This is a genomic window from Vibrio sp. 1069 (genome assembly GCF_033340555.1).
Genome location: NZ_JAWOWP010000018.1, coordinates 38855 through 62656, shown reverse-complemented (window position 1 = coordinate 62656; position 23802 = coordinate 38855). Strand labels below are relative to the sequence as shown.

General features: G+C 43.8%; 21 protein-coding genes. 15 read left to right on the top strand and 6 right to left on the bottom strand.

The window, feature by feature from the left end; translation table 11 throughout:
• Nucleotides 1–251 precede the first annotated feature (251 nt).
• Together R7040_RS20815 and R7040_RS20810 are read left to right on the top strand one after the other, a co-directional pair.
• Complete coding sequence (locus R7040_RS20815) at nt 252–944, top strand: response regulator transcription factor (protein WP_005373624.1); 693 nt, start codon at nt 252–254, stop codon at nt 942–944.
• Nucleotides 945–947: 3 nt separating this feature from the next.
• Nucleotides 948–2270 (top strand): ATP-binding protein, encoded by a 1323-nt coding sequence (locus tag R7040_RS20810; RefSeq protein WP_005373622.1) that lies wholly within the window; start codon nt 948–950, stop codon nt 2268–2270.
• On the opposite strand, the gene R7040_RS20805 is transcribed toward R7040_RS20810, so the two are convergent.
• Nucleotides 2251–2907 (bottom strand): pyridoxamine 5'-phosphate oxidase family protein, encoded by a 657-nt coding sequence (locus tag R7040_RS20805; RefSeq protein ID WP_064354862.1) that lies wholly within the window; start codon nt 2905–2907, stop codon nt 2251–2253. The genes R7040_RS20810 and R7040_RS20805 overlap by 20 nt on opposite strands.
• Before the next feature lie 100 nt (nt 2908–3007).
• Here R7040_RS20805 and R7040_RS20800 point away from each other — a divergent pair, with 100 nt between their 5' ends.
• Complete coding sequence (locus R7040_RS20800) at nt 3008–4453, top strand: PLP-dependent aminotransferase family protein (protein WP_213915846.1); 1446 nt, start codon at nt 3008–3010, stop codon at nt 4451–4453.
• Here the strand turns inward: R7040_RS20800 and yjeH are convergent, their stop codons facing one another.
• Nucleotides 4454–5716 (bottom strand): L-methionine/branched-chain amino acid transporter, encoded by a 1263-nt coding sequence (gene yjeH, locus R7040_RS20795; RefSeq protein WP_017635168.1) that lies wholly within the window; start codon nt 5714–5716, stop codon nt 4454–4456.
• A 327-nt stretch (nt 5717–6043) separates the two neighbouring features.
• On the opposite strand from yjeH, the gene R7040_RS20790 reads away from it, so the two are divergent.
• The 3 genes from R7040_RS20790 to R7040_RS20780 all read left to right on the top strand — a co-directional run bounded on the left by R7040_RS20790 (nt 6044) and on the right by R7040_RS20780 (nt 8178).
• On the top strand, nt 6044–6499 hold the full coding sequence (locus tag R7040_RS20790) for an Lrp/AsnC family transcriptional regulator (protein ID WP_005373615.1): 456 nt from the start codon (nt 6044–6046) through the stop codon (nt 6497–6499).
• A gap of 40 nt (nt 6500–6539) precedes the next feature.
• Nucleotides 6540–7454, top strand: a complete 915-nt coding sequence (locus R7040_RS20785) for a LysR family transcriptional regulator (protein ID WP_017819875.1) — start codon at nt 6540–6542, stop codon at nt 7452–7454.
• A 109-nt stretch (nt 7455–7563) separates the two neighbouring features.
• Nucleotides 7564–8178 carry a LysE family translocator gene (locus R7040_RS20780; RefSeq protein ID WP_005373611.1) on the top strand — a complete coding sequence of 205 codons (615 nt, stop codon included), beginning with the start codon at nt 7564–7566 and terminating at the stop codon, nt 8176–8178.
• A 142-nt stretch (nt 8179–8320) separates the two neighbouring features.
• Here the strand turns inward: R7040_RS20780 and R7040_RS20775 are convergent, their stop codons facing one another.
• The gene (locus R7040_RS20775; RefSeq protein WP_005373607.1) at nt 8321–8542 is read right to left on the bottom strand and encodes a hypothetical protein; all 222 of its coding nucleotides are present in this window, start codon (nt 8540–8542) and stop codon (nt 8321–8323) included.
• 240 nt (nt 8543–8782) lie between these two features.
• Complete coding sequence (locus tag R7040_RS20770; RefSeq protein ID WP_005373606.1) at nt 8783–10216, bottom strand: glyceraldehyde-3-phosphate dehydrogenase; 1434 nt, start codon at nt 10214–10216, stop codon at nt 8783–8785.
• A gap of 615 nt (nt 10217–10831) precedes the next feature.
• Here R7040_RS20770 and R7040_RS20765 point away from each other — a divergent pair.
• The gene (locus R7040_RS20765) at nt 10832–13468 is read left to right on the top strand and encodes an ATP-binding protein (protein WP_053349268.1); all 2637 of its coding nucleotides are present in this window, start codon (nt 10832–10834) and stop codon (nt 13466–13468) included.
• A 68-nt stretch (nt 13469–13536) separates the two neighbouring features.
• On the opposite strand, the gene R7040_RS20760 is transcribed toward R7040_RS20765, so the two are convergent.
• Both R7040_RS20760 and R7040_RS20755 read right to left on the bottom strand, forming a co-directional pair.
• On the bottom strand, nt 13537–14880 hold the full coding sequence (locus tag R7040_RS20760; protein ID WP_025767935.1) for an MATE family efflux transporter: 1344 nt from the start codon (nt 14878–14880) through the stop codon (nt 13537–13539).
• Nucleotides 14881–15001: 121 nt separating this feature from the next.
• Entirely contained in the window at nt 15002–15316 is a 315-nt protein-coding gene (locus R7040_RS20755) for a DUF496 family protein (protein WP_005373603.1), read from the bottom strand.
• A 241-nt stretch (nt 15317–15557) separates the two neighbouring features.
• On the opposite strand from R7040_RS20755, the gene R7040_RS20750 reads away from it, so the two are divergent.
• The 8 genes from R7040_RS20750 to R7040_RS20715 all read left to right on the top strand — a co-directional run bounded on the left by R7040_RS20750 (nt 15558) and on the right by R7040_RS20715 (nt 23800).
• Entirely contained in the window at nt 15558–15761 is a 204-nt protein-coding gene (locus tag R7040_RS20750) for a hypothetical protein (protein ID WP_031777159.1), read from the top strand.
• A gap of 165 nt (nt 15762–15926) precedes the next feature.
• Nucleotides 15927–16577 carry a YceH family protein gene (locus R7040_RS20745; protein WP_054577764.1) on the top strand — a complete coding sequence of 217 codons (651 nt, stop codon included), beginning with the start codon at nt 15927–15929 and terminating at the stop codon, nt 16575–16577.
• A complete protein-coding gene (locus R7040_RS20740) occupies nt 16574–16891 on the top strand; it encodes a GIY-YIG nuclease family protein (protein WP_053349265.1) in 318 nt (105 codons plus the stop codon). The genes R7040_RS20745 and R7040_RS20740 overlap by 4 nt, the downstream gene beginning before the upstream one ends.
• Nucleotides 16892–17222: 331 nt before the next feature.
• Complete coding sequence (locus R7040_RS20735) at nt 17223–18320, top strand: autoinducer 2-binding periplasmic protein LuxP (RefSeq protein WP_005385634.1); 1098 nt, start codon at nt 17223–17225, stop codon at nt 18318–18320.
• Nucleotides 18320–20896, top strand: coding sequence for a quorum-sensing autoinducer 2 sensor kinase/phosphatase LuxQ (luxQ, locus tag R7040_RS20730; protein ID WP_005373590.1), 2577 nt, complete (start codon nt 18320–18322; stop codon nt 20894–20896). The genes R7040_RS20735 and luxQ overlap by 1 nt, the downstream gene beginning before the upstream one ends.
• A gap of 304 nt (nt 20897–21200) precedes the next feature.
• Complete coding sequence (gene slyA, locus R7040_RS20725) at nt 21201–21656, top strand: transcriptional regulator SlyA (RefSeq protein WP_005373589.1); 456 nt, start codon at nt 21201–21203, stop codon at nt 21654–21656.
• A gap of 35 nt (nt 21657–21691) precedes the next feature.
• On the top strand, nt 21692–22750 hold the full coding sequence (locus tag R7040_RS20720) for an HlyD family secretion protein (RefSeq protein ID WP_005373588.1): 1059 nt from the start codon (nt 21692–21694) through the stop codon (nt 22748–22750).
• Nucleotides 22751–22762: 12 nt separating this feature from the next.
• On the top strand, nt 22763–23800 hold the full coding sequence (locus R7040_RS20715) for a DUF2955 domain-containing protein (protein WP_017635179.1): 1038 nt from the start codon (nt 22763–22765) through the stop codon (nt 23798–23800).
• Nucleotides 23801–23802 lie beyond the last annotated feature (2 nt).

Genomic DNA, 23802 nt, shown 5'->3' with positions numbered 1-23802 from the left:
TTCGATATATTTAAAAATATAGTGGATTTTTATTCCGAATTTTATTTTCTATGTGAAGCTATATTCTGATAATGAATAAAACCTCAGGTTATTGCATGGTTTTAGGGGTATAGAATGATTAGGATTATCGTATATGTATGGTTTGTAAGCGTATGTAAGCCTGCGTTTTATTAAAATTATCATTTAAGTAGGTTGCGCAGTATAGGACGAGCGATATACTCCCTCCATCATATTGGTGGAGTAAATGATTCATGGTGGGTAATACAATCTTACTGGTAGAAGACGACTCAGAGATTGCTCGATTAACCAAAATGTACCTCGAAGCCGAAGGATATACGGTAACTGTCATCGATAACGGTCAAAATGCATTAGAAACGATTAAGGGGCTCAAGCCGGACCTAGTGCTGTTAGATTTGATGTTACCAGGAAAAAATGGCGCAGAAATATGCCAAGAGGCGCGTAAGTTTTATCATGGTATTATCATTGTTTTGACTGCGACCGATGATGAAATGAGCGAGGTGAGCTTATTTAAGTTCGGTGCTGATGATTACCTTACCAAACCGATAAAAGGTAATATTTTGCTCGCCCGTATTGAAGCAGCGTTGCGTCGCTATTGTCGTCAAGTTGATATCGTTGAAGAAGAAAAGCTGAGCCGATATGGCATTAGTCTTTGTCTTCGTCGCTCCCAAGCATTTTATTTGCAAAAAGATATTGGTTTAACGAGTTCTGAGTTTGAAATTTTAGAGCTCCTGATGCTGAATGTCGATAAGCCAGTATCTCGTGAATCATGTTGCCGTCTTGCCCGAGGCATTGAATACTGTATTACTGATCGTTCGATTGATATGCGTATATCCTCACTAAGGAAGAAATTCTCTAAGGCTCATATCCATACGGCTACCATTAAAACCATACGTCACCACGGCTACATGCTGACAGGTAAATGACGCATGTTTTCCCTGTTTACTCGTCTATATGTGGGGTTAGTAACTGGCCTTGCGCTGACTGTTGCTTTGTTTCTCTTTATGGGGGAAGAGTACATGCGCAAAACAGAAGTCGGTGTTTTTTTGAGTGACGGTGCTTATTTTGTCGATCAATACATTGAGCAACGAGGCACTCCGGATTCTCTCTACAAGAAGTTAACCGAAAACGGCAAGCAAGATTTCTTTATCTTTGATTTAACATTGGTTGAAAACTGGGACGGATCACCGCCTTGTCGAGATTGTAATCTGCTGTACCGTATGCAAGGGATACCTGTTTATCTTATTGATGGCAGTACCTATGCTGCGGTATTCCCTTTGCCTAACACTTCGAAGAGTTTAGTTTTCAAAGAAAAAACGGATTTCTTTAGCCCACACGTTGATTGGAATGAAGATTCTGAGATTGTATTTATACTTACTCTACTTTTGGTTGTTGTATGCAGTTTAGGCATTATGGTTTACATACCTGTACGACGTCTTGACCGCCAAATTCGGCAACTAACGGCTGCGCAACAACAATTTGGTTCTGGTGAGTTGAATACGCGAGTCGAGCTAAAGCAATTTTCGCAACCCGTGAAAGAGCTCGCCCAAGGCTTCAACTGCATGTCTGAAGAGATTGAGAGACGAGTGCGCCAAACACACATCTTTACTCAAGCTATTCCTCATGAAGTGCGCACTCCGCTGAGTCGTATTCAGCTAGCGACGGATTTAGCTCGACGCACGAGTGGTGAAATGCAGGCAGAGTTACATGACGATATTGAACGATACGTTGATGTCGTGACGGATTTAACATCCGACATTGTCATGCTGTCTCGCTTGAGTGTGAAAAACCACTCATGGATCGATTCTGTTGAAACCATGGAACTGCCACTTTGGTGTAAAAGCCGCATGAATTACCTAGGCTTAGAGTCCGCCATGTTGAGAGCAGAAAATAAACTCGCGAACCAATTGATTCACTTTCAGCCTACTTTGGGTAACCTTGTCCTCGATAATTTACTGCAAAACGCCAAGCGTTATGGTGAGTCCTGCGTTGAGGTGACGATTCGAACGGTAGCGGATTGCTGGAGCATCGATATTGAGGACGATGGTCCGGGCATCCCTGAGGCGATGCGAGAAGAAGTATTTATGCCATTTTCGCGCTTAGACAAAAGCCGCAACGCCGACATGAAAGGCTTTGGTTTAGGGCTTGCCATCGCTACCAGTGCAGCGCGGCAACTGGGGTGGGAGCTTTCTGTCGGCGAGAGTCACTTAGGCGGCGCACGTTTTACGGTGCTTATTCCTGCCAACGGTTAGAGTAGGCACTGCGGTAGTCTGGCTCTGCGATACCTTCATACAAATCGTCACAAGCTTGCAGTGGACCTACGACGGTTCGGTAGGGTAGGACACCTGCCCAAACAGGGATGTCCATGTCTTCCGCATCGTCGTTGACGCCAAAATTGCTGATTTTCACTGATGCTTCTGTGAGTGGAATACGCAGCAGCATGGTGGCTTTGAGTTCTTTTTCATTACTCAAACGGATTTGTTCTGTTCTCCCCGGAGCGATCTGTTCAATAAAGTGATTCAGCAACCTGTCTTTCTCTTGGTTATCTTCCACCACCTCAAACTGGCCAAAGACCACAGCACTGCGATAATGCGCACTGTGGTGAAACGCACTTCGAGCCAATACCCAACCATCAAACAAAGTAAAGGTTAAGCACGTTTGCACTCCTTGTTTGAGTGAGCGTAACAGTCGACTGTTGTTGGCACCATGGATATACACGTAATCATCGACACGCCATGCCAGCATAGGGATGACCACAGGGCCTGACTCGTTGGTTATCGCAATATGAGCGATTAGGCTTTCATCTATGATGGCGTGCAGTTTGCTAACATCAGAGACGGCTTTATGTGCGCCTTTCTTAATTTCCGTTCTATTGGTGTTGGATAGCATTTTCTCTCCTTGCTTGCTCACGATTACGAGCGATTTATCCTCATTCTTTGATTGCAATGTAGCGTTTAACTGGTAGCTTAAAGAGAGCCAGTTTTAACTAATGGATGGATCCAGTTTGTCTTTGATTGATATCGGTGACCTACATTTAAAAGACAGTGAAGGAACGCGTCAGCAAGCGTTGTTTTTGGCTATTCGCAAGAAAATTGTTCAAGGACTGTGGGTGAAGAATGGGAAGCTGCCTTCTACGCGGAAGCTTTCACAAGAGCTTAATCTAAGTAGGAATACCGTGATTTCTGCCTACGAACAGTTAGTGGCGGAAGGGTACTTGAACAGCCAAAAAGGTTCTGGCTTTTATGTTGCCGTAGAACTGCCAGAGCAGTACTTGCCTGAACCTAGTTCAGTTCAGAGAGACTCATCACCGAAAGCTCACTTTGATATCAACCGCGCATTTGCACCGGGTGTGCCGGATTTGGACGCATTTCCGATGGCGCAATGGCAAAAGTTACTCACTCGCCATATGTCTCGTACTTGCTTGTTGGGGAATCAAGATATTCAGGGTAGTTGGGCATTGCGCTGTGCTTTAGCTGACTACCTCGCATCAAGCCGTTCAGTGAATTGTTCTCCAGAGCGCATTATTATTACCTCTGGGGCGCAGCAAGCGTTGTCGATTGCGACGATGGTAGTGCTCAAACAAGGTGATAAGGTTCTGATGGAGCAACCAGGTTACGCGCAAATGCGGAAGTTGATTCAGTTCCAAAACTATCAATTTGAGCCTTTGTTCGTAAGAGAGACATTAGGTTTTGATGTGGAAGCGGTGACCACAAGCGATGCCGATGCCCTGTATATCACCCCAAGCAATCAATATCCGATGGGCACCACACTCAATACTGAGCAAAGAGGGAAGATCATCAACTGGGCAGTCGAACAGTCACGTTGGATCATCGAAGACGATTATGACAGCGAATTCCAGTTTGCTCATCGTCCCTATACCAGCTTACAGGGGCTAGCGGCTCAAATGGGTCGAGATGAGCGTGTGTTGTATGTGGGTTCCTTCAGTAAAGTGATGTTTAACGGATTGCGGCTTGGCTACCTTGTAGCTCCTGAACGTTTAGTAGAGCAATGTTTGGTGGTTAAGGATGCGTTAAGTGGTGATTCGCCGACGCATACACAAGAAGCATTGGCAGATTTTATTACTGAAGGTGGGTTATTACGTCATATTCGAAAAATGCGTCGACTGTACAAAACTAAGCATGAACAGATGCATTTATCCATTCAACAGCATTTTGGCGACCGTGTTTGCGTCGTTAGCCAAGCGGCGGGGCTTCATATTACGTTGAAATGGCAAGACGGTATGGATGAGCAGCGTTTTACGAAACTAGCAGAGCATGAAGGGATCATCTTGCGACCTTTGAGCTATTATGAATACCCAGATTTTCAAGCACGTCACTGGCATGGTGCCGTGCTTGGTTACGGCAATATCGCGTTAGAGAACATAGACGCTGGTATCCAACGTTTAGCTCACATATTTCGAAATGGGAAGCGATGACTATTCAACTACACGTGTTTGTCGCTTATGTCGCCACTGTTTCCAAGGCAGTAAAAGTAGAGTAAAAATGCCAAGTGCATAAAACATTGACCAGCCTAAACATATAAAAACACCGGTACAAAGCAGTAGGGACAGTCCCGCAAGTGTTTTACCAAATCCTCGAAGCAATTTAAAAGCGGCTAACATCGCCAACATGTAAACCAGAACGAATACACTGTTTGCGAGTTTTAGGAAAAACTCCAGATCGAGCTGTGATAGGGTTCCTATCACACAAGATATCAATAATATACCGCCAACTAATATGGTGGCTGAGAAAGGGACACCACGACGCGAAATCTTGGCTAGTGGACTAGAAGGACGATGTTCCCGAGCTTGAGCCCAGACCATTCGCGCTAGGCTCTGTGTGTATAAGTTAACGCTCGCGAAACAAGCGGAGAAACCTATCAAGCTGATTATCCATTTGGCTCCATCGCCTAGTAGTTGGGCACTAAGCCAGGGGATGGATGCGTTATCAAATTGAGCGTTGCCATACGCGCCAAATTTTAAAATAACGACAGAGCATGCCCAATAGGTAGCCCCTGCTACAAAACAACCGACCACAATGGCAATAGGGAAATCTCTTTGAGGGTTTTTGAACTCTTCCCCCATATGGGCAAAAGCCTCTATGCCAACAAAACACCAGAACATCACGCCTAACGCTGCGGTAATAGGCCAAATTGACTCTTGTGTGATGGCGGGCATCACAAGATCGGCGCTATTAACGTCGCCTTTCCATAAAAATGCGCCAACAAGTGCGAAGACACTCAAAGCAATAAGAGTTTGTAAATGACCTGATGATTTTGTGCCCATCAAGTTGACGAACACAAGAAGTACTACCGTGAGAACTTGTGCAAACAGATTGTTGCTAATAGGCTCTGGCAATATTTGTTGTAGAAAGCCTGCGGCGAGTGCAATCGCGGCCGGAACCCCTACCGGAATGACACTAACAAATAGCCAAGCGACACTACTTTCCAGCTTGGCGTTAAAGGCTTTGCGTACAAAAAAGGCTGTTCCGCCCGCGTTGGGGTATCGTTTACCCAGTTGAGCAAAAGTCAGCGCAATAGGACAAATCGCGATGAACAATAAAATCCAAGCCCATAGTGAAAAATGGCCAGCTATACCTGCTGCGATAGCCGGGATCATAAACAGCCCAGTTCCCATTAATGTGGTGGATAACTGTGCGATACCTGATGTGAGTGAAATGTCTTTTTTGAGCTCTTCCATGCGAATTGATTCATCCAATGTTATGAGGCTTATTACGAAAAAGCTTGTGGCTTCTGGTTATTTCGTTTTATGTGTTTAAGCGATGCTATTTATGTGCTGAGTACTTAAGTTGGGAATTTGATTTCAATGTGTTATCTATTTTCTGTTGAAATGGATAACAGCACTCATCTCATGCCCGCCAAATAGCATATCCAAAATGTTAATAACAAAATGATTTACTAAACCGTCAATATGACGGTTGTTTTAAATAATTCCAACAAAATGTTGGTTTCTTATGCAGTTAGAATCGGTATAGAATGAGAAAAATAAGGAAAGCTTGGTAACGGTATGGACAAGTTTGATCATAAGATTGTGGATCTGCTCAGGCACAACGCTCGGCTGTCGGTGACTGAAATTGCGGATAAAGTAAACCTTTCTCGTTCTGCGGTAACGGCCCGTATTCGTAAGCTAGAGCATGACAAAGTGATTCTAGGGTATCACGCTGAAATTGCACCTTCGGGTGGGGATTCGATTTGCGCCTATTTTGCCTTAAAGTTCGATAAATCAACCTCTACGTATTATTGCGAATCATACGCGGACGAGTTATACAAAATTGATGGCGTAAAATGGTGTCATGCGATCAGCGGTGAGACGGACATGATGGTTTTTGTCGAAGTGCCTACGATGGCTCGCTTGAACGAAATCAGAGATCAAATTCAACGATATCCAGAGCTTCGAAACCTGATGACTCATACCGTCTTAGCTGAATTCTTTAACACGACTGGGAACCTGTTTGTGAAGTGACCATGAATGGATGCCATGTTGAAAACCCTTCTGAGCGAATATGTTAAACAACATTAATTTGAATCTACTTAGATCCTTGCATGTACTTTTAGAGGAGTGTCATGTCAGCCGGACCGCAGACCGTTTGCACATTACGCAGTCTGCCGTCAGTCGACAGCTTGCACAATTGCGCGATCTGTGTGGTGACCCACTGCTTATTCGTCAAGGTAATCAACTGATACCAACGCCACGAGCAATAGCGTTAAAATCAAAGCTTGATGCATTACTGGCTGAGTTTGACCATTTACTCGATGACCAACCTTTTGAGCCGCGGCAGTGGCAAGGTGAGCTTGTTATTGCTTCTAGTGACTACGTGGCGCAATACGTATTGCCCGATATTGCCTCTCACTTGGGTGAACAAGCGCCACAGTTAGATATGGCGTACCGACTGTGGCAACCCAACTTTCTTGATAAACTTCATGAGACGGGCATCCATATCGCGTCTTCTATGTATCCAGAAAAACCACAGAGTGTGTCGAGCGTTAAAATTGGTGAGGATTCATCAGTTTGTTTGATGAAATCTTCTCATCCGTTAGCAAAGCAGGACCAGATCAGTATTGAAGACTTGATTTCATATTCACACATCAAAGTGACTGGCGGCGGAGACAAAGATTCCTACACTGATTTAGCATTGAAAGAGCTAGGGCACACCCGCCACGTTACCTTTAAGGTTCCATTCTTCTCTGCTGCGATCAATCGCTTAGTTGCAAGTGAGCACCTGATGGTGGCTCCTGAACATATTGCCGTTAACCTCGCTAAGCATTGGGACTTAACCCATAAAGCATTACCACTCGAAACACCTATTCATCAATATTGGTTAATGTGGCACCCCAAATACGACACGGATCCTGCGCATAAATGGGTGCGAGAAGAGATTCGCTCAGTAATGCAAATCTCTGAATATTCCATTCGCTAATACGTACACCGTTTAGCCATGACTTGAAGTCATGATTAGTATGAATAACTTTGATTTCTAATTATACCTCTTCCGTTGATAGAGTGAGCTTCAAAGAGGGGAGATTCTTATGACACTAACAGTTTGGTTATCACTTTTTACCGTGTGTTTATTAGGGGCTATGTCACCAGGTCCCAGTTTAGCTATTGTCGCTAAGCACTCGTTGGCTGGTGGACGTATCAATGGATTAGCTACGGCTTGGGCTCATGCGTTTGGCATTGGTATATATGCGTTTATTACCTTGATTGGGCTCGCTGTTGTTTTGCAGCAAAGCCCGATGCTGTTCAAGACGATTAGCCTTGTGGGTGCGGCATATCTTGCGTATTTAGGGTTTAATGCTTTGCGTTCAAAAGGTGGTGTGGCTGCGAAGTTGGAGTCAGGTGAGGAAACAACGGTAATCCAGTCTGCGCGAGAAGGCTTTTTTATCTCGATTTTAAGTCCCAAAATTGCTTTGTTTTTTATCGCATTATTCAGTCAGTTTGTCGCGCTCGGTAATGATTTGAGTAATCAGATGATCATTGTTGCCACGCCGTTTGTTGTGGATGGGCTTTGGTACACCTTTATTACCCTAGTGCTATCGAGCTCTAAAGTCGTTGACAGAATTCGCTCTAAGGCAGTGTTGATTGATCGTTTGTCAGGGGTAGTACTCATGCTGCTGGCTCTTAGAGTGGTCGTAACGGTATAGACAAGCTCGCAAGACAGAAATACTAAAAGCAGCCCGTGTGGCTGCTTTTCAAAAAAGCACCCTGCCATTTTAAGGACAGGGTGAAAGCAAGAAGTTTCTCAGGAGCGGTCGGGGGAGAGAAACTCATCTAAATCTTATTTACTTACCGGCGAACCTCTTCAAATTCACCTTCAATCGCATCTGCTTTACCTGTATTAAACTCATACTCTTCGTGCATTTCTCTCTGCATTTTCTTGACGCGCTTTTCAATACGTTTACCGGTAATTAATGCTGCGATGGTCAACGGAATCGCAATGATCAAGCTAAATACTAACGTAAAAAAGCCGGTAATCAGTGCTAGTGCAGTTACAATAATCCGATTCATAATCATGACCTCTCTGTAATTTATGTGCTCAGATTAATGCTGTGAACATGAACAAAACATGAATGCTGACGTTCAGTTTGTCCGGAGAGTGTCAAATGAATGAAACGAAAAAACGCCTGAGGGTGATCAGGCGTATAAACGGGGAAAAATATTAGTAATGCGCATGGCGCTTATTATTTAGAACAAATATGAGATATTGTCCGCTACGCTGTGTGGTTAACGTTGTGGAGCAATGTTCACCTATCGAGGGAATGTTTGGTAACGAACACCCATCATTTGTTCCATACAGTGCACAACTTGGCAGCTGTAACCGAATTCGTTGTCGTACCAGATGTAAAGTACACAACGCTTGTCTTGTGCGATAGTCGCTTGACCATCTACGACGCCTGCATGACGAGAACCAACTAAGTCAGTTGATACAATTTCTGTTGAATCGGTGTAGTCAATCTGTGCCGAAAGCTCAGAGTTCAACGCCATTTCACGCAAGTAATCGTTCAGTGAATCACGGTCTACGTCTTCACCTAAGTTTAGATTAGCGACTGCCATAGAAACGTTTGGTGTCGGTACGCGAATCGCGTTGCCTGTTAGCTTGCCTGCAAGCTCTGGCAATGCTTTAGCAACTGCTTTTGCCGCACCTGTTGAAGTCAGAACCATGTTTAGCGAAGCACTACGTCCGCGACGGTCACCAGAGTGGAAGTTGTCAATCAAATTTTGGTCGTTTGTGTATGAGTGCACGGTTTCAATATGGCCAGAAAGAACACCATATTTATCGTTCAGAGCCTTAAGGACTGGCGTGATTGCATTTGTTGTACAGCTTGCCGCAGAGATGATGGTGTCATCTTCTTTAATTACCGACTCATTTACACCGAATACAACGTTTTTGATGTCACCTTTACCTGGTGCTGTTAGCAGTACTTTCTCTGCGCCTTGACAAGCTAAGTGTTGGCTCAGGCCTTCAGAATCACGCCAAACACCTGTGTTATCAACAACTAGCGCGTTATTGATACCGAAAGCTGAGTAATCCACTTCGCTTGGGTTATTTGCGTAGATGATTTGGATGTAGTTGCCGTTAACGATCAGTGCTTTACGCTCTTCATCGATAACAATACTACCGTTGAACTGACCGTGAACTGAGTCACGACGCAGCAAGCTAGCACGCTTCTCCAAATCGCCTTTTTTACCGCCACGAACCACAATCGCACGTAGTCTTAGTGGGTAACCTGGACCACTTTTCTCAATGAGAAGGCGAGTAAGTAGTCGACCAATGCGACCGAACCCGTAAAGAACCACATCACGCGCTTTCAATGAAGAATCTGCGTCGCGAGCACCATCAAGTGCAGTGATAAGGAAATCGTTTAGAGAGCTTGTATCGTCATGTTCATTCCAGTACATAGTTGCCAATTGGCCAACATCGACACGGCATGAAGAAATGCTCATTTCACAAAGCGCTTGAATAATAGGCATCGTGTGCTCAAGCGAAAGTGGGTTACCGGTATAACGTCTTGCAACGCGATGAGTTTTGAGAATGTCTATAGTAGTAGCATTAATAAGCGTTTTACCAAACAGAACCACTTCGATTCCTTTTTGACGATATAGCTTACCAATTAGAGGGGAAATAGATTCAGCAATCGTTTGGCTAGTTTGCCAGTCTTGGAGATATTTCTCTGGACTCATTGTTGTATTAGACCTTTCACGTTTTGGGGGCTAACCATACTCTCTGCTGTTGCCTCTTCGGCAGCGTGCAAGAGTGTGGTGGGTTATGTAATCGGGTTGTAATAGTTATGTGTGCGGATTCTAAGGTCGGAGTCCTTATTCTGCTAGGAAAATTAAATCCAGTGTAAAACACTACTTAAGGGGACGTTAGTGGTGGATTAATGTGACTAAAGCAGTGGTTTTCACGTATTGACATTTAGAAAGTAACTTACTTTTTTTGCGATGATAACGTTTGCTTTCAAATTAGTTTTGTTGACAAAAATGGATATTTTGCATTTTTGTGTGATTTGACTCGATAAGGCAACTCAATAGGTAAACATACAATAGATGATTTCCTGAAAAGTGATGCGACTCTTAGTTGTGAGTGAAACTTTATTGTTTGCATCCAACTTTAAGATCAAAAAATATGACTTGAATCACAATTGCCACTTCATTAGCCGATGATAAAACACTCACAATAACCATAATCTAGGTAGGTGAATGTTGTTTGAAAGTAACAATGTCGTATATGCCTTTCAATGCAAGAAACTAGTCTAATATTAAATAAACGGATGAAATCAACCATTAGGCTGATGGATGTTGAGATTATCAATAAAAACACGCTTAGCACTCCTCGCACTATTACCCGCTGTGGTAATAGTGGTGTTTGCAGTTCAGCAGTTTTCTGATAATGCGTTGCGCGTGAGCCGTCTCAATCAAACGGTTAGCAATATTCAAGGTTTCCAATTGATATCCAAGGCCTCCCACTTTATTTACTCCATAGAGAAAGTACGCCGACAGCCTGATCTTCAAGTCTCTGCAGCCATTAATATTGAAGAACAAGGTGAAGTTATTTCTTCTTTGCATCAAAAGTTTGTGAGTAACCCTAATACTGCTGAGTATGCTGATGAACTGAAAGAAGCCATGCTGGGGGTATTGTCAGGTAGATTGAGTGAGATGGACGACCTGGGTGATTGGGCATTTCAACAGCTCCAAAATATGTCGCGCTCTTTGTTGCAAAATCATCAATGGTATGGCAGTGACGATGGCATTCGCATGCAAAATTTTATTGCCTACCTTGCTCAGCTCTCTTTTTGGACACAGAAAGAAGCTTGGCTGACGAACCGTTTAGTCCAAGACCCTGAGAGTCGGCTAAGTCAAAGTATGTTTTATCAGGCGATTGACCGACAGCAGCAAAATTTGGATGCGTTTTTAAACTTAGGTGGGTCATACGAGCAAGTGGATAAATTGCTTGGCTTGTTTACTTCGCCGAGATATCAGAGAAACTTAGCGTCTCGCGGACAATTAATGTCAGGAGACATGTCACAAAGTGACTACGCCGCGTATTTAAAAGAACTCGATTTTCGTGTGCAGCGCTTACAAGTGCTCATTGATGGGTTCACCAAACAAACTGAGCAGTCGCTTCTCACGCAGGTTCATGAACAAAAGGCCAATATAGCGATGATCAGTTTTGGCGTCGCCTTAGTGGTTATCCTGCTTTGTTGGCTCGGATTTAGTACTTGGTTCCGAGTTAACAGCAAACTCGATGCGATCATCCATACTTTAAACGCGTTGATCAACTCCGAAGAGAAGCAAACAAAAGTCAAAGTTGATGGAAGTGATGAACTGACCATTTTTGCTCAGCAAGTGAATCGAGTGGTTGAAGAAATGCAGAGACAAACTGAAGAAATACTGCATGCAAAAGAGTCAGCAGTATCGGCTAATCGTGCAAAATCTGTGTTTCTTGCCAACATGTCACATGAAATACGCACGCCCCTTAACGGGATCATGGGCATGACAGAAATACTCTCTCAAAGTGAGTTGTCTTCGCATCAACAAGAAGTTGTTGATGACATTGACTCCTCATCTCAAACACTGCTTACTTTACTTAACGATATATTGGATCTCTCTAAAATCGAGTCTGGACGATTGGAGCTGTCACTAGTAGAAGCGGATATCCGAGAAGTCGTGTATCAGTCGATGATTTTATTCCAATCCAAAGCAACATCTAAACAGCTAAAGTTAGGTATTAATTTAGCTGAAAATATCCCCATTCGCGTGATGGTCGATGATCATCGTGTCAAACAGGTAGTTACGAATCTGGTATCGAATGCGGTTAAGTTTACCGAAAGTGGGCATGTATGCGTTGATGTTAGTTATGAGGAGTTACTTGAGAAAGAACGTGGAGTGCTGACGTTTAAAGTAGAAGATACCGGAATAGGCATTGATCAAGATAAGTTAACCACGATTTTTGAACCCTTTACTCAGGAAGATGAAGGAGTGTCGAGGCAATTTGGCGGTACAGGGTTGGGTTTGGCAATTTGTTGTCAGCTTGTGTCGATGATGGGGGGCAAGCTCGTAGCAACATCTACAAAAGGAGTGGGCACATGCTTTGAATTCTCGATTGAGGTTGAAGCAATTCCGGTGTTTGGCTGGCGTTCGGAGGTGATTAATAAAGGGCTTTTGATCTGCTCAAATTACGACTACGCCGACCAAGTATTAAAAGAGTGTCGCTTAGCGAAAATCAATCTCTTTGGTGTTAATAATGTGAATGAAGTGCAAGCGATAAATGATGACTTTGATGTCATATTTCTGTGCCACAGTAACGACGCTAATACCGATGAAATCTTGGATAATCTATCATTTAATTACGATCTTCGCCGTGTGATTATTTGCCAGCATCATTTATCCACTCCCTACGAAAATGCAGAAAAAGTACATGCCGTACTCACATTACCTTTCCTTGGCAATCGATTTAAGCATGTCATTGATGATTTAGCTAAGGTTGAAAAGACTATATCAAGTGACAATGTCACCAATAATGTTGTCAGCTCTGAATATCGAGCGTCGCGCTCTCATCGGAGGATCTTAATTGCGGAGGATAACTTGATGAACCAGAAAATAGCGAGTTTCTTTCTGGATAAAGCAGGTTATGACTATTTGATAACAAGCAACGGTCAAGAAGCGTTAGAAGCCATCACAAAGGGAGAAGAATTCGATGCAATTTTAATGGACTGCATGATGCCCGTGATGGATGGACTGACCGCGACGAAAGAAATTCGTCGTTGGGAAAAGAAAGCAGGACGTGAAAAAACGATGATTATCGCACTCACTGCGAGTGTTTTGGAAGAAGACATCCACAACTGTTTTGCGGCAGGCATGGATGCTTATTTACCTAAGCCGTATAAATCGAACCAGTTATTTGAGCTCTTTAGTGAATTAAAACTCGCCTAGCTAACATTTCAACTTAGACAAGGCGTCAAAACGATAAAGCCCCACTTCAGGGGCTTAGTTCTGATTATTCATTGTTGTGCGTTGGCTTGCGCGCCTGCGAGTTTGCGTATGGTTTGGCGATAGGTTAGGTATGCGGAAACACCAGCTAACAGGTTGCCGATACAAGCGCCTAAGAGTAAACCTCGGATTCCATCCATTTGAGCGCCAACCCACAAGCACGGTAGGAAAAAGACAAACAAGCGCAGCGCTGAAATGGTGAGCGCGGTGTAAGATTTGCCTAATGCATTACAAAGAGAAACCATTAGCATACAAACCCCTAATGAACCCAAACTGATCGGCACTATCAGTAAATGCATTTCCAAGACTTGCTCCACTTGCACATCACTTGTCATCAATAATGCGAGTGGGTTTGCGACGGCAAATGTAATGGCAGCAATCAAAAGTTGGAAACCTAGAATGAATTTTACGGCAATACTGACGAGCCTTTGGATATCTTCATAGTTCTTTGCTCCAAGTAAGCGTCCAACCATTGGAGGCATAGACATTGTCAGCGCCAAGACCGAAACGATAGCAAAGAACTCATAGCGTGAACCAAGCGCCCAAGCGGCGACTGCTGCGGTTCCAAAGCTTGCCAATAATTTTGTTGCTAGCATGGAAGACAACGGTGGCAGCAGTTGGCTAATCATCGCGGGGCCCATAATGTTACCGATAGATGCAACACTTTTGGCTACGTTAAGATCTTGCCATTGTGTCGTTGCCCAGTGATTCTTCTTCACGCGAGGAGCGACGACTAAAATACCAAACCCAAAAGCGACGATGGTTGCTATTGCCGCTCCGTTAATACCCAAGTCAAACGTGAAAATAAATAGCGGATCGAGTACAAGGTTCACGCCGCTGGTTATCATCATCATTGTGCCAGGTAACATTGTATTGCCATTAGCTCGGCAGATACTGTAATAAAAATACAAAACCGCACCAGTCCATGAGCTTAATAACCACCAAGGCCAGTAACTGTCGATTATCGGCATAACAGATTCTGGAGCGCTTAATAGAGCTAAAATGGGGTAGCGCAAAAGCCAAATTAGCCCGCCAAAAATAGCGACACCAATTGAGCCGATCATCAATACTAATCCGCCAAGTTGTTTGGCATACCGACTTTCATTCGCTCCAAGAGCTTTAGAAATGACCGCTGTCGTTGCGATTCCTAGACCGACTTGAATGCCGATAATGACCATTTGCAAAGGCAGAGTGAAACCTTGAGCGGCTAACGGTAAAACGCCGAGCTGACCGATAAACGCGCTATCCACAAGCTGAAAGCTCATTAAAGACAGAACGCCAAATAGCATTGGCCAGGTCATCGTAAATAATTGTTTTGCAAGCGTTGGTTGTGTACTTGTCGTAGTTGAAGACATAGAAAGCTGAATGCGTTAGGAATAAGAGTTAGATTGATTGTACACGGCGGTTAGTTTAGAGACAAAAATAAACCCCGAGGAAGATATTCTTGCTCGGGGTTCGAAAATCTAGCTTACGCGTTTATTTTTTGCCGCTAGTTTGCTTGTCTTCTTCAGTCAGCTCACGAATGCGACGGCTGATGTCGCGACGTGCTTTAGAGATCTCAGCGCTTTTAATGATGTGGTCATCAACACGATCTTCATAGTCTGCTTTCATATTTTTGATGATTGCGACGATTTCATCGTGAGTCATTTCTGGTTTGATGTAGTCTAGAAGGTTTTCTAGAAGATCAACACGTTTGCGGTTATCACGAACTTTCTTCTCGTTATCAAGAAGCTCACGTTTTAGTTTGTTTTTACGACGAGCTTGGTTAACGATTTCAAATACGCTACTCATAGTTCTCTTTCCTAATTTTATGAATATCTTCCTCGATTAAAGCACAACATCCAGTGGCATAACAGTCTTTAGATCAATAGCAATGCAGAGTTGAACATTTCTCAACCAATTGCGCTGTGTCCATATAATCGTGCTGCTTTCTTCGAGTTTTGGCCAACATTGTAGAATCCATCGATTCATTGTCATAACGTGGCCTTCACTATATTATCAACACCATTGAATGCAAAATGATGAACTTGATATGGACTCTGGTAACACTGCGGAGCAAGTAAATAGTCAAGATAATGAGCAAGTCACTCGCTCTGTGGCTGAAAAGTTAAAAACGGCGTATATCAACGCTCGCGAGCAACTCGAAATCATCGAAGTTGAGCTTAATCGTTCAAAAATAATGATGGTCGACCAAGATGGCAATTTGACGAGAGTGCCGATTCTCTCGGAGCATTGATACCTGACCCTATTCGTAAGGGGTGTCAGGTCTTACGCTATGCTTTAGCCTGACACCAACACCTGAACCGCTAACGCTTCTTGCACTGCTGTGTGAATTTATGGCGTATGATTTCGAAGCGATTTAGGTACAAAGTCAAATGCAAAAATAATAAGGAAATGCATTATGAAAGTTGAGCTAACGGCAATTGAAGCACGAGTTATTGGTTGCTTGATCGAAAAAGAAGTCACTACCCCAGATCTTTACCCCCTCAGCCTGAACGCATTAACCAACGCGTGTAATCAAAAAAGCAACCGTGATCCCGTGATGTCACTCTCAGAGTCAGACGTACTCGATGCCGTTGATGCTCTTATTGAGCGCAGGCTCGTCAGTGACGAAAGTGCGTTCAACAGCCGCGTCAGCAAGTATCAACACCGTTTCTGTAATACGGAATTTGGTGATTTAAAGCTGACAGAGCAGGAGAAGGGCATTGTATGCTGTATGCTTTTGCGCGGTGCTCAAACGCCTGGGGAAATTCGTACTCGTACTAATCGTCTCGCGACATTTCATGATGTAAAAGAAGTGGAAACGGTTCTTGAGCATTTAGCAAGTGAAGAGAAAGGACCATTAGTGGTCAAATTACCACGTGAGGCTGGTAAGCGGGAGTCGCGTTATATGCATTTGTTCTGTGGTGATGTTGATGCGTCCGAACTTGCAGCGCCTGTGTCTGCTGCAAGCTCGAGCTCCGATCGAGTAAGTCAGCTAGAGCTCGAAGTCGCTCAGCTTAAAGAAGAGCTGGATGAATTAAAAGCTAAGGTTGAGTTACTGCTTTCATGATGGAAAATACAACGCAGCGTTGGAGTGTCTACCTGATACGAAATAACCGCAACGCGTTGTATTGTGGTGTTACCAATGATGTTGAACGAAGATTCAATCAGCACCAAACCGGAAAAGGAGCTAAAGCTTTGAAGGGAAAGGGCCCTTTGATATTGGAATGGTCATCGGATTTTGAGTCAAAGACGCTTGCCATGCGAGCAGAGTACTATATTAAGCAACTAACTAAAGCGAAAAAAGAGCTGCTCGTTATGTCAAAAGCAAATATTGTCGTCGACGAACATCAACAAATGATGTTAGAGATAGTGGCACTCTGATAAGCCCTTGCTACGCAAAGATACGCGGAAACCGCCTATGTCACATTGGCGGTTTCTTTTTGTTTTTGGAGTACCATGTAGGAATAAACTGACGCATAATGGGCTGGTGTTCTGTTTAAAGGGCCTGAATATGAAAAGCGCGAAATGTCTCTACGTTATCGAGACAAAGGAAGCGACTCAATGTACTTTCATTTGCATCCACTCAGACCAAGAACTAATTTACTATTGAAACAGGCACTAAGAGGAAGGTAGATTACAAGAGTATAGGATGACTCGGCTAGGTAATGAATAGAGCTGAATTAGGCTCATAAAAAAGCTAAAAGAGCAGTAGATGAAAAAAGCGTTAGTATTCTCCCTGATTTCAATGGCCGCTTTTGCGCCGAATGTGCAGGCCACCCAAGTTCTTAATGGGTATTGGGCATATCAAGAGTTTTTAGACCAGTTTCCACAACAGAAGCAGTTAACTAGTGCGTTGGCTGAAGTGGTAAGAGAAACCCCTGTACCCGTAGCAAAAGACAAAAAGCGTCCACTGAAAATTTCTGTTGTTTATCCAGGGCAGCAGATCTCTGATTATTGGATTCGAAACATCGATGCGTTTGAAAAACGCCTAGATAAGCTTGATATCGACTATCAACTAAATCAAGTGTTTACTCGTCCTAATGCAGATATAAAGCAGCAAAGTTTGTCTTTAATGGAGGCGCTGAAAAGCAACTCCGATTACTTGATCTTTACTCTAGATACCACAAGACATCGTAAGTTTGTTGAGCATGTCTTAGATTCAAAGAAAACCAAGTTAATTTTACAAAATATCACCACACCTGTTAGGGATTGGGAACATCATCAGCCGTTTCTTTATGTTGGTTTCGACCACGCAGAAGGAAGTCGTGAATTGGCCGTTGAGTTTGGCAAGCGTTTCCCTAAACATAGCCACTATAGTGTTCTCTACTTCTCAGAGGGCTACATTAGTGACATCAGAGGCAACACTTTTATCAACCAAGTGAACCGCGATAATCAATTTGAACTACAATCTGCTTACTACACCAAAGCAACAAAGCAATCTGGGTATGAAGCTGCAAAAGCCAGTTTGGAGAAGTATCCGGACGTTGACTTCATTTACGCGTGTTCTACCGATGTAGCATTAGGTGCTGTTGACGCTCTTAAAGAGTTAGGTCGTGATGATGTCATGATCAATGGTTGGGGCGGCGGTTCAGCAGAGTTAGAGGCGCTTTCTAAAGGGGAGTTAGACGTTACCGTTATGCGTATGAACGATGATACAGGTATTGCAATGGCTGAGGCCATTAAGTGGGATTTAGAAGGAAAGCCAGTTCCCACCGTTTACTCTGGTGATTTTGAAGTCGTTACCAAATCGGACTCTCCAGAAAGAATTGAAGCATTAAGAAAACGTGCATTTAGATACTCAGATAATTGATGACAACTACATCAAAAACAAGAAAGCGTCGCTCACTGTCGACGCTTATTACCAAAATAATTATTCTCGTACTTGCTCCGATCATTCTAGGCATCTTTGTTCAGAGTTATTACTTCTCGAAGCAGATTATTTGGCAGGAAGTCGACCGAACCAAGCAGCAGACCTCTGCCCTGATCCTGAACATTTTTGATAGCCATTTTGCAGCGATTCAGATTCATCACAACAGCAATTCGAAAAGTGATGTTGTATTGGATTTTTATACAGAACGTGATGAAGAGGCACTCAATTACTTTTTCATGAGTATTGACCAGAGTGATCCTTCCCATACACCAGAGTTTCGTTTCCTAACCGATCATCAAGGTATTATTTGGGACGATGGCAACGCGCATTTCTATGGCATCAACAATCTGATACTTAGCCGACTTGCCAGTCAGGTGACCTTTAGCAACAACTGGTATTATCTACCCTCACAGACCCCGATGGGAACTCGCCATCTGTTACTTCGTCGCGTACCCGTTTTACAACCTAAAACCGGTGAAGTGATGGGGTACTCTTACAATGTTGTTGTTTTAGATAATAACTTTGGGTTGATGGAAAGGTTAAAAAATGAAGGCAACGTCGACAATGTTGTGTTGGTCGCTAACAACACACCATTGGCAAGCTCATTAGTAGGAGATGAGGCTTATCAAATATTTGACGTACTCAAACGACGAGAGTCCCAGCACAAGCTTGACCAATTATTGATCATCAAAACCCCTATTGAGGTAAATGCCGCCGAGACTGACTTGTGCTTGCTTACTGTGCAAGACAATCAGAGCGTGGTGACATTGCAAATCCAACACCTGCTAGCAATGCTAGCCTCAGTTATCGGTATGGTCATGATTGCGCTAATGACTAAAGAATGGATCGAGAATCGAGTAGTTGAAGAGTTAGGATCCCTGATGGCATATACCCGCTCGGCTCGTGAAGAAAAAGGATTTGAGCGTTTTGAGGGGTCAGATATTGAGGAATTCGATCATATTGGTTCGACACTAGAAAACACTTTTGAAGAGCTTGAAGCACAAAAGCGCTCTTTCCGCGACCTGTTTAACTTTGCGTTATCTCCTATTATGGTGTGGTCTGAATCGGGTGTGCTTGTCCAAATCAATCCGGCAGCACGCAAAGAGTTAGTCATGGAAAACGATGTTGAAACCATGCACCCAGTGTTCAAAGGTTTCAAAGAAAAGTTGATGCCACACCTTCGCATGGCGGCTCAGGGAGCTACGTTGACAGGCGTTAATGTGCCAATTGGAGACAAAGTATATCGCTGGAACTTATCGCCGATTCGAGTTGATGGAGATATTAGCGGTATTATTGTTCAAGGTCAGGATATAACCACGCTTATTGAGGCGGAAAAACAGAGTAACTTGGCGCGCAAAGAAGCAGAAAAATCTGCTCAAGCCCGTGCCGACTTTCTGGCTAAAATGAGCCATGAGATCCGAACGCCAATCAATGGAATTTTAGGGGTTGCTCAATTGCTAAAAGACTCTGTGGAAACAGAAGAGCAGAATAACCAAATTGACGTACTTCGGCATAGTGGTGAGCACTTACTTGCTGTTTTGAATGATATTTTGGACTTTTCGAAGATTGAGCAGGGTAAGTTTAATATCCAAAAGCACCCGTTTTCTTTCACTGATACAATTCGAACGTTAGAAAACATTTATCGTCCTATTTGTGAAAGTAAAGGCGTCAACCTTGTCATTGAAAACAAAATAGATCCCAATGTTGAAATCTTTACTGACCAAGTTCGTCTGAACCAAATTTTATTCAACCTAGTCAGTAATTCTGTGAAGTTTACGCCCTCGGGTAGCGTGCGCTTGCATGCTGAACTTGAGCAGTTCTATGGCGCTGACAATAGCGTGCTGGTCGTGGAAATTTCGGATACAGGTATCGGCATCGAGTCTGACAAACTCGACCAAATGTTCGAACCTTTTGTTCAAGAAGAAGCAACAACGACTCGAGAATATGGTGGCAGTGGCTTAGGGCTGACCATTGTGAAGAGTCTTGTCGACATGCTGGAAGGTGATGTTCAAGTCCGCAGTCAGAAAGGCTTAGGAACGACTTTTGTCATTACAATGCCAGTGAAAGATCGTGAGCGAGTACTCACCCCTCTTGATTCGAGTTTGCGAGTTAAGCCAGGTGAACTATTTGCAGAGAGTCTCAAAGTGTTGTTGGTAGAGGATAACCATACTAACGCGTTCATTCTAAAAGCGTTTTGTAACAAGTACAAAATGCAGGTTGATTGGGCGAAAGATGGGTTAGAAGCAATGGAATTCTTAAAAGATCATACTTACGATTTGATACTGATGGACAACCAACTTCCGCATCTTGGTGGAATTGAAACGACCAAAGAGATCCGACAAAAGCTGAAACTAGGCACGCCAATTTATGCGTGTACTGCTGACACCGCGAAAGAAACCAGTGACGCCTTTATGGAATCGGGTGCGAATTACGTGCTTCTCAAGCCGATTAAAGAAAATGCGCTCCATGAAGCATTTGTGGATTTTAAACAGCGGTTCTTAGTTGAGCGAACATGAATAATTGGCTCACTACGGGATAACCCAATTATTCATTATCTGAAAAGCACAACATCATGACTGTGGGTTGCGCTTTTTTGTATCTGACCCTTTTACTCTTATACAAATCAGACTTTTCAGACTTTATTGGTCTCGACGTTTGTTGTGTACATCGCTGCATTTCAAATTCAAACATCGTGTTGTGTTACTTAGATTTATCCCCCTTCACTGACACACCTAATGTGATTTCAATCACAAAAAGATATTTACTTAGCGTGCTAACTATTTTATATTGCTTAGCACGCTAAGTAATTGAGTAGATCTTATGATTCAAGACATCAACAGTTTGCGAGACCTTTCTCTGGCTGAAAAATTATCTCGTGTTGCTCGTTTGTGGAAAATGGTTGCAGATCGCGAGTTAGAGCCTTTAAACCTGACGTATCCGCGTTGGACTGCGTTATGGAAGCTTTATCGAATGGGTGACAACATCAGTCAGAAGCATTTGGCTGAAGCGCTTGAGATCGAGTTAGCGTCGTTGATGCGAACATTAAAATTATTAGAAGAGCAATCTCTGATCACTCGCCATTGCTGTGAACACGATAAGCGAGCACGTATTGTTAGCCTCACAGAAGAGGGGAAAACCCTACTAAAGCAAATGGAGGCTCGGATTCTTCAAGTTCGAAGCAAGCTCCTAACGGACATCAACGACCAGGAACTTCAGCAGCTTTCATTGATTCTTGATCAGATTGCTCACAATGCGCTTGATTCACTTAGCGAATAAGTCAGAAAACCGAATAAAAAGAGAAGTAAACGCCTATGACTCCAGATCAAAAATTCGCACGTTGGATCAAATATTCTTGCGTCGCGTTTGTCCTTGTCTTTGCCTATTTTCTAGTTGCAGATCTCGCCATGCCGTTGACGCCTCAGGCAATGGCAACGCGTGTGGTAACTAAAGTGGCCCCCCGTGTGAGTGGGCAGATTACACATCTTTATGTTGCCAACAACCAAGAAATAAGCCAAGGCGATCTACTATTTCAGATTGATCCCCAGCCTTATCAGCTCGCCGTAGAAAAGGCTCAACTTAACCTTGAGCGTGTGATTCAAAACAACGAACAACTTGATGCTTCTATTGCGGCGGCAAAAGCAGACGTTGAAGCGAGCAAAATCGTGGCGGAACAAAAAGTTCGCGAAGCGAAACGTCTTAATACCCTGTTTCACCGTAATGGTACTTCGCAACAACAGCGCGATGACGCACAGAGCAGCGCAACGGCAGCTAAAGCGAACTTACTGGCCGCACGTGCTCGTTTAAAAGAGTTGGAAGTAAACCGCGGTGATTTAGGCGCGACGAATGTGAATATCCGCGTGGCGCAAAACCAGCTAAAACAAGCGGAACTTAATCTGTCTTACACTCAAGTCTCGGCGGAACATGATGGCGTTGTCGCTAACTTGCAGCTGGAGACGGGGGCCTATGCGGCAGCTGGTACACCTCTTGTCGCTTTAGTCTCCGATGACGTGGATATCATTGCCGACTTTCGTGAAAAGAGTTTACGACACTTTAATCAGAACAGCCGTGCGTTAGTGGCTTTTGATAGCTTGCCTGGTGATGTATTTGAAGCTCGTATTACGAGTGTGGATGCCGGGGTCAGCTCGGGTCAATTCGATGCGGATGGTCGCTTAGCAACACCAACTGACTCAAACCGTTGGGTGAGAGACGCGCAGCGCTTACGTTTACATTTAGCTATCGATGAACCTCAGCAGCGCGCATTTCCAGCAGGGGCACGAGCAACCGTGCAGTTGTTGCCAGAAAACGCATTATCTGGCTGGTTAGCGAGGTGCCAGATCCAATTCTTGAGTCTTCTTCATTATATTTATTAACGAGGAGGCGATATGAAGTTATGGGACCACCCCATGTCGGAAAACGACTTCCGTCAGTGTTTGCGCATTGCAACTGGTGCGACCATTGGTTTCACTTTATGTAAAGTATTTGGTTGGAACTATGGCGTATTCTTTACTGTAACCCCGATGCTGTTACTTGGAATGGTGCCAGTCATGAGTCTACATGCCGCACGACAACTGATTTTTTCAGCGGTTGTGTGTGGATTAGAAGTTGGTGTTCTTGGTGGGTTATTTGGTGGGCACCCTGGCATGATGACAATCATTGCATTCGGGTTGTTTCTGTATAAATTCGCCTGTATGTCAAAAGGGAGCTTATTCTTATTTGGAGCGAACAGCGTACTGAGCTTAAGCATCATGCTGCATTTTGCGAGTTATCCAACCACTGACTTAAATGACCTAATATTTAGCAATCTGCAAGCGAATGTTATTTCAGTGATCGTTGCTTATGTGGTGACATTTTTGATTCCCGATGCGGAACCTCGTCAGCCACCAGCGAAACCGTCGCAGCCTAAACAGAGTCATCGCATGCGTCATGAAGCCCTTATGGGGGCGAGTATCGCTACAATGTCTTTCCTTGTATTCCAGCTATTTGACCTCAGTGACTCTATGTCTGCTCAGGCGACAACCTTGCTTTTATTGTTTCCTATGCATTGGAACGGTGCTTTAGGGTATGCGCGAAAAAGAGCAATGGGGACCTTGATGGGGGTGACCTTTGGTATCGTCGGACAACTTGTATTATACGATTGGTCGGATACCTTATTGTTTATCGTCCCATTGCTTTGGATTGGGGCTATGATGTTCAGCTATATGCACGTGAAAGAGTCTAGCGGTTCGGGAGCCGGATTTGGCGGCTTAACCACATTAGGCATTTTGTTCGGCCAATATCTTACTCCGGATGGTGACTTAATGTTCAGTGCGCTGTATCGCGTGAGCAGTATTTTGTTTGCTATTGTTGCGACGCTGCTTGTGACCTATACGGTTCACAGAATACTCAACAGCTTTGAGGCGACGCGCTTTAGCGAGCAGTAAGT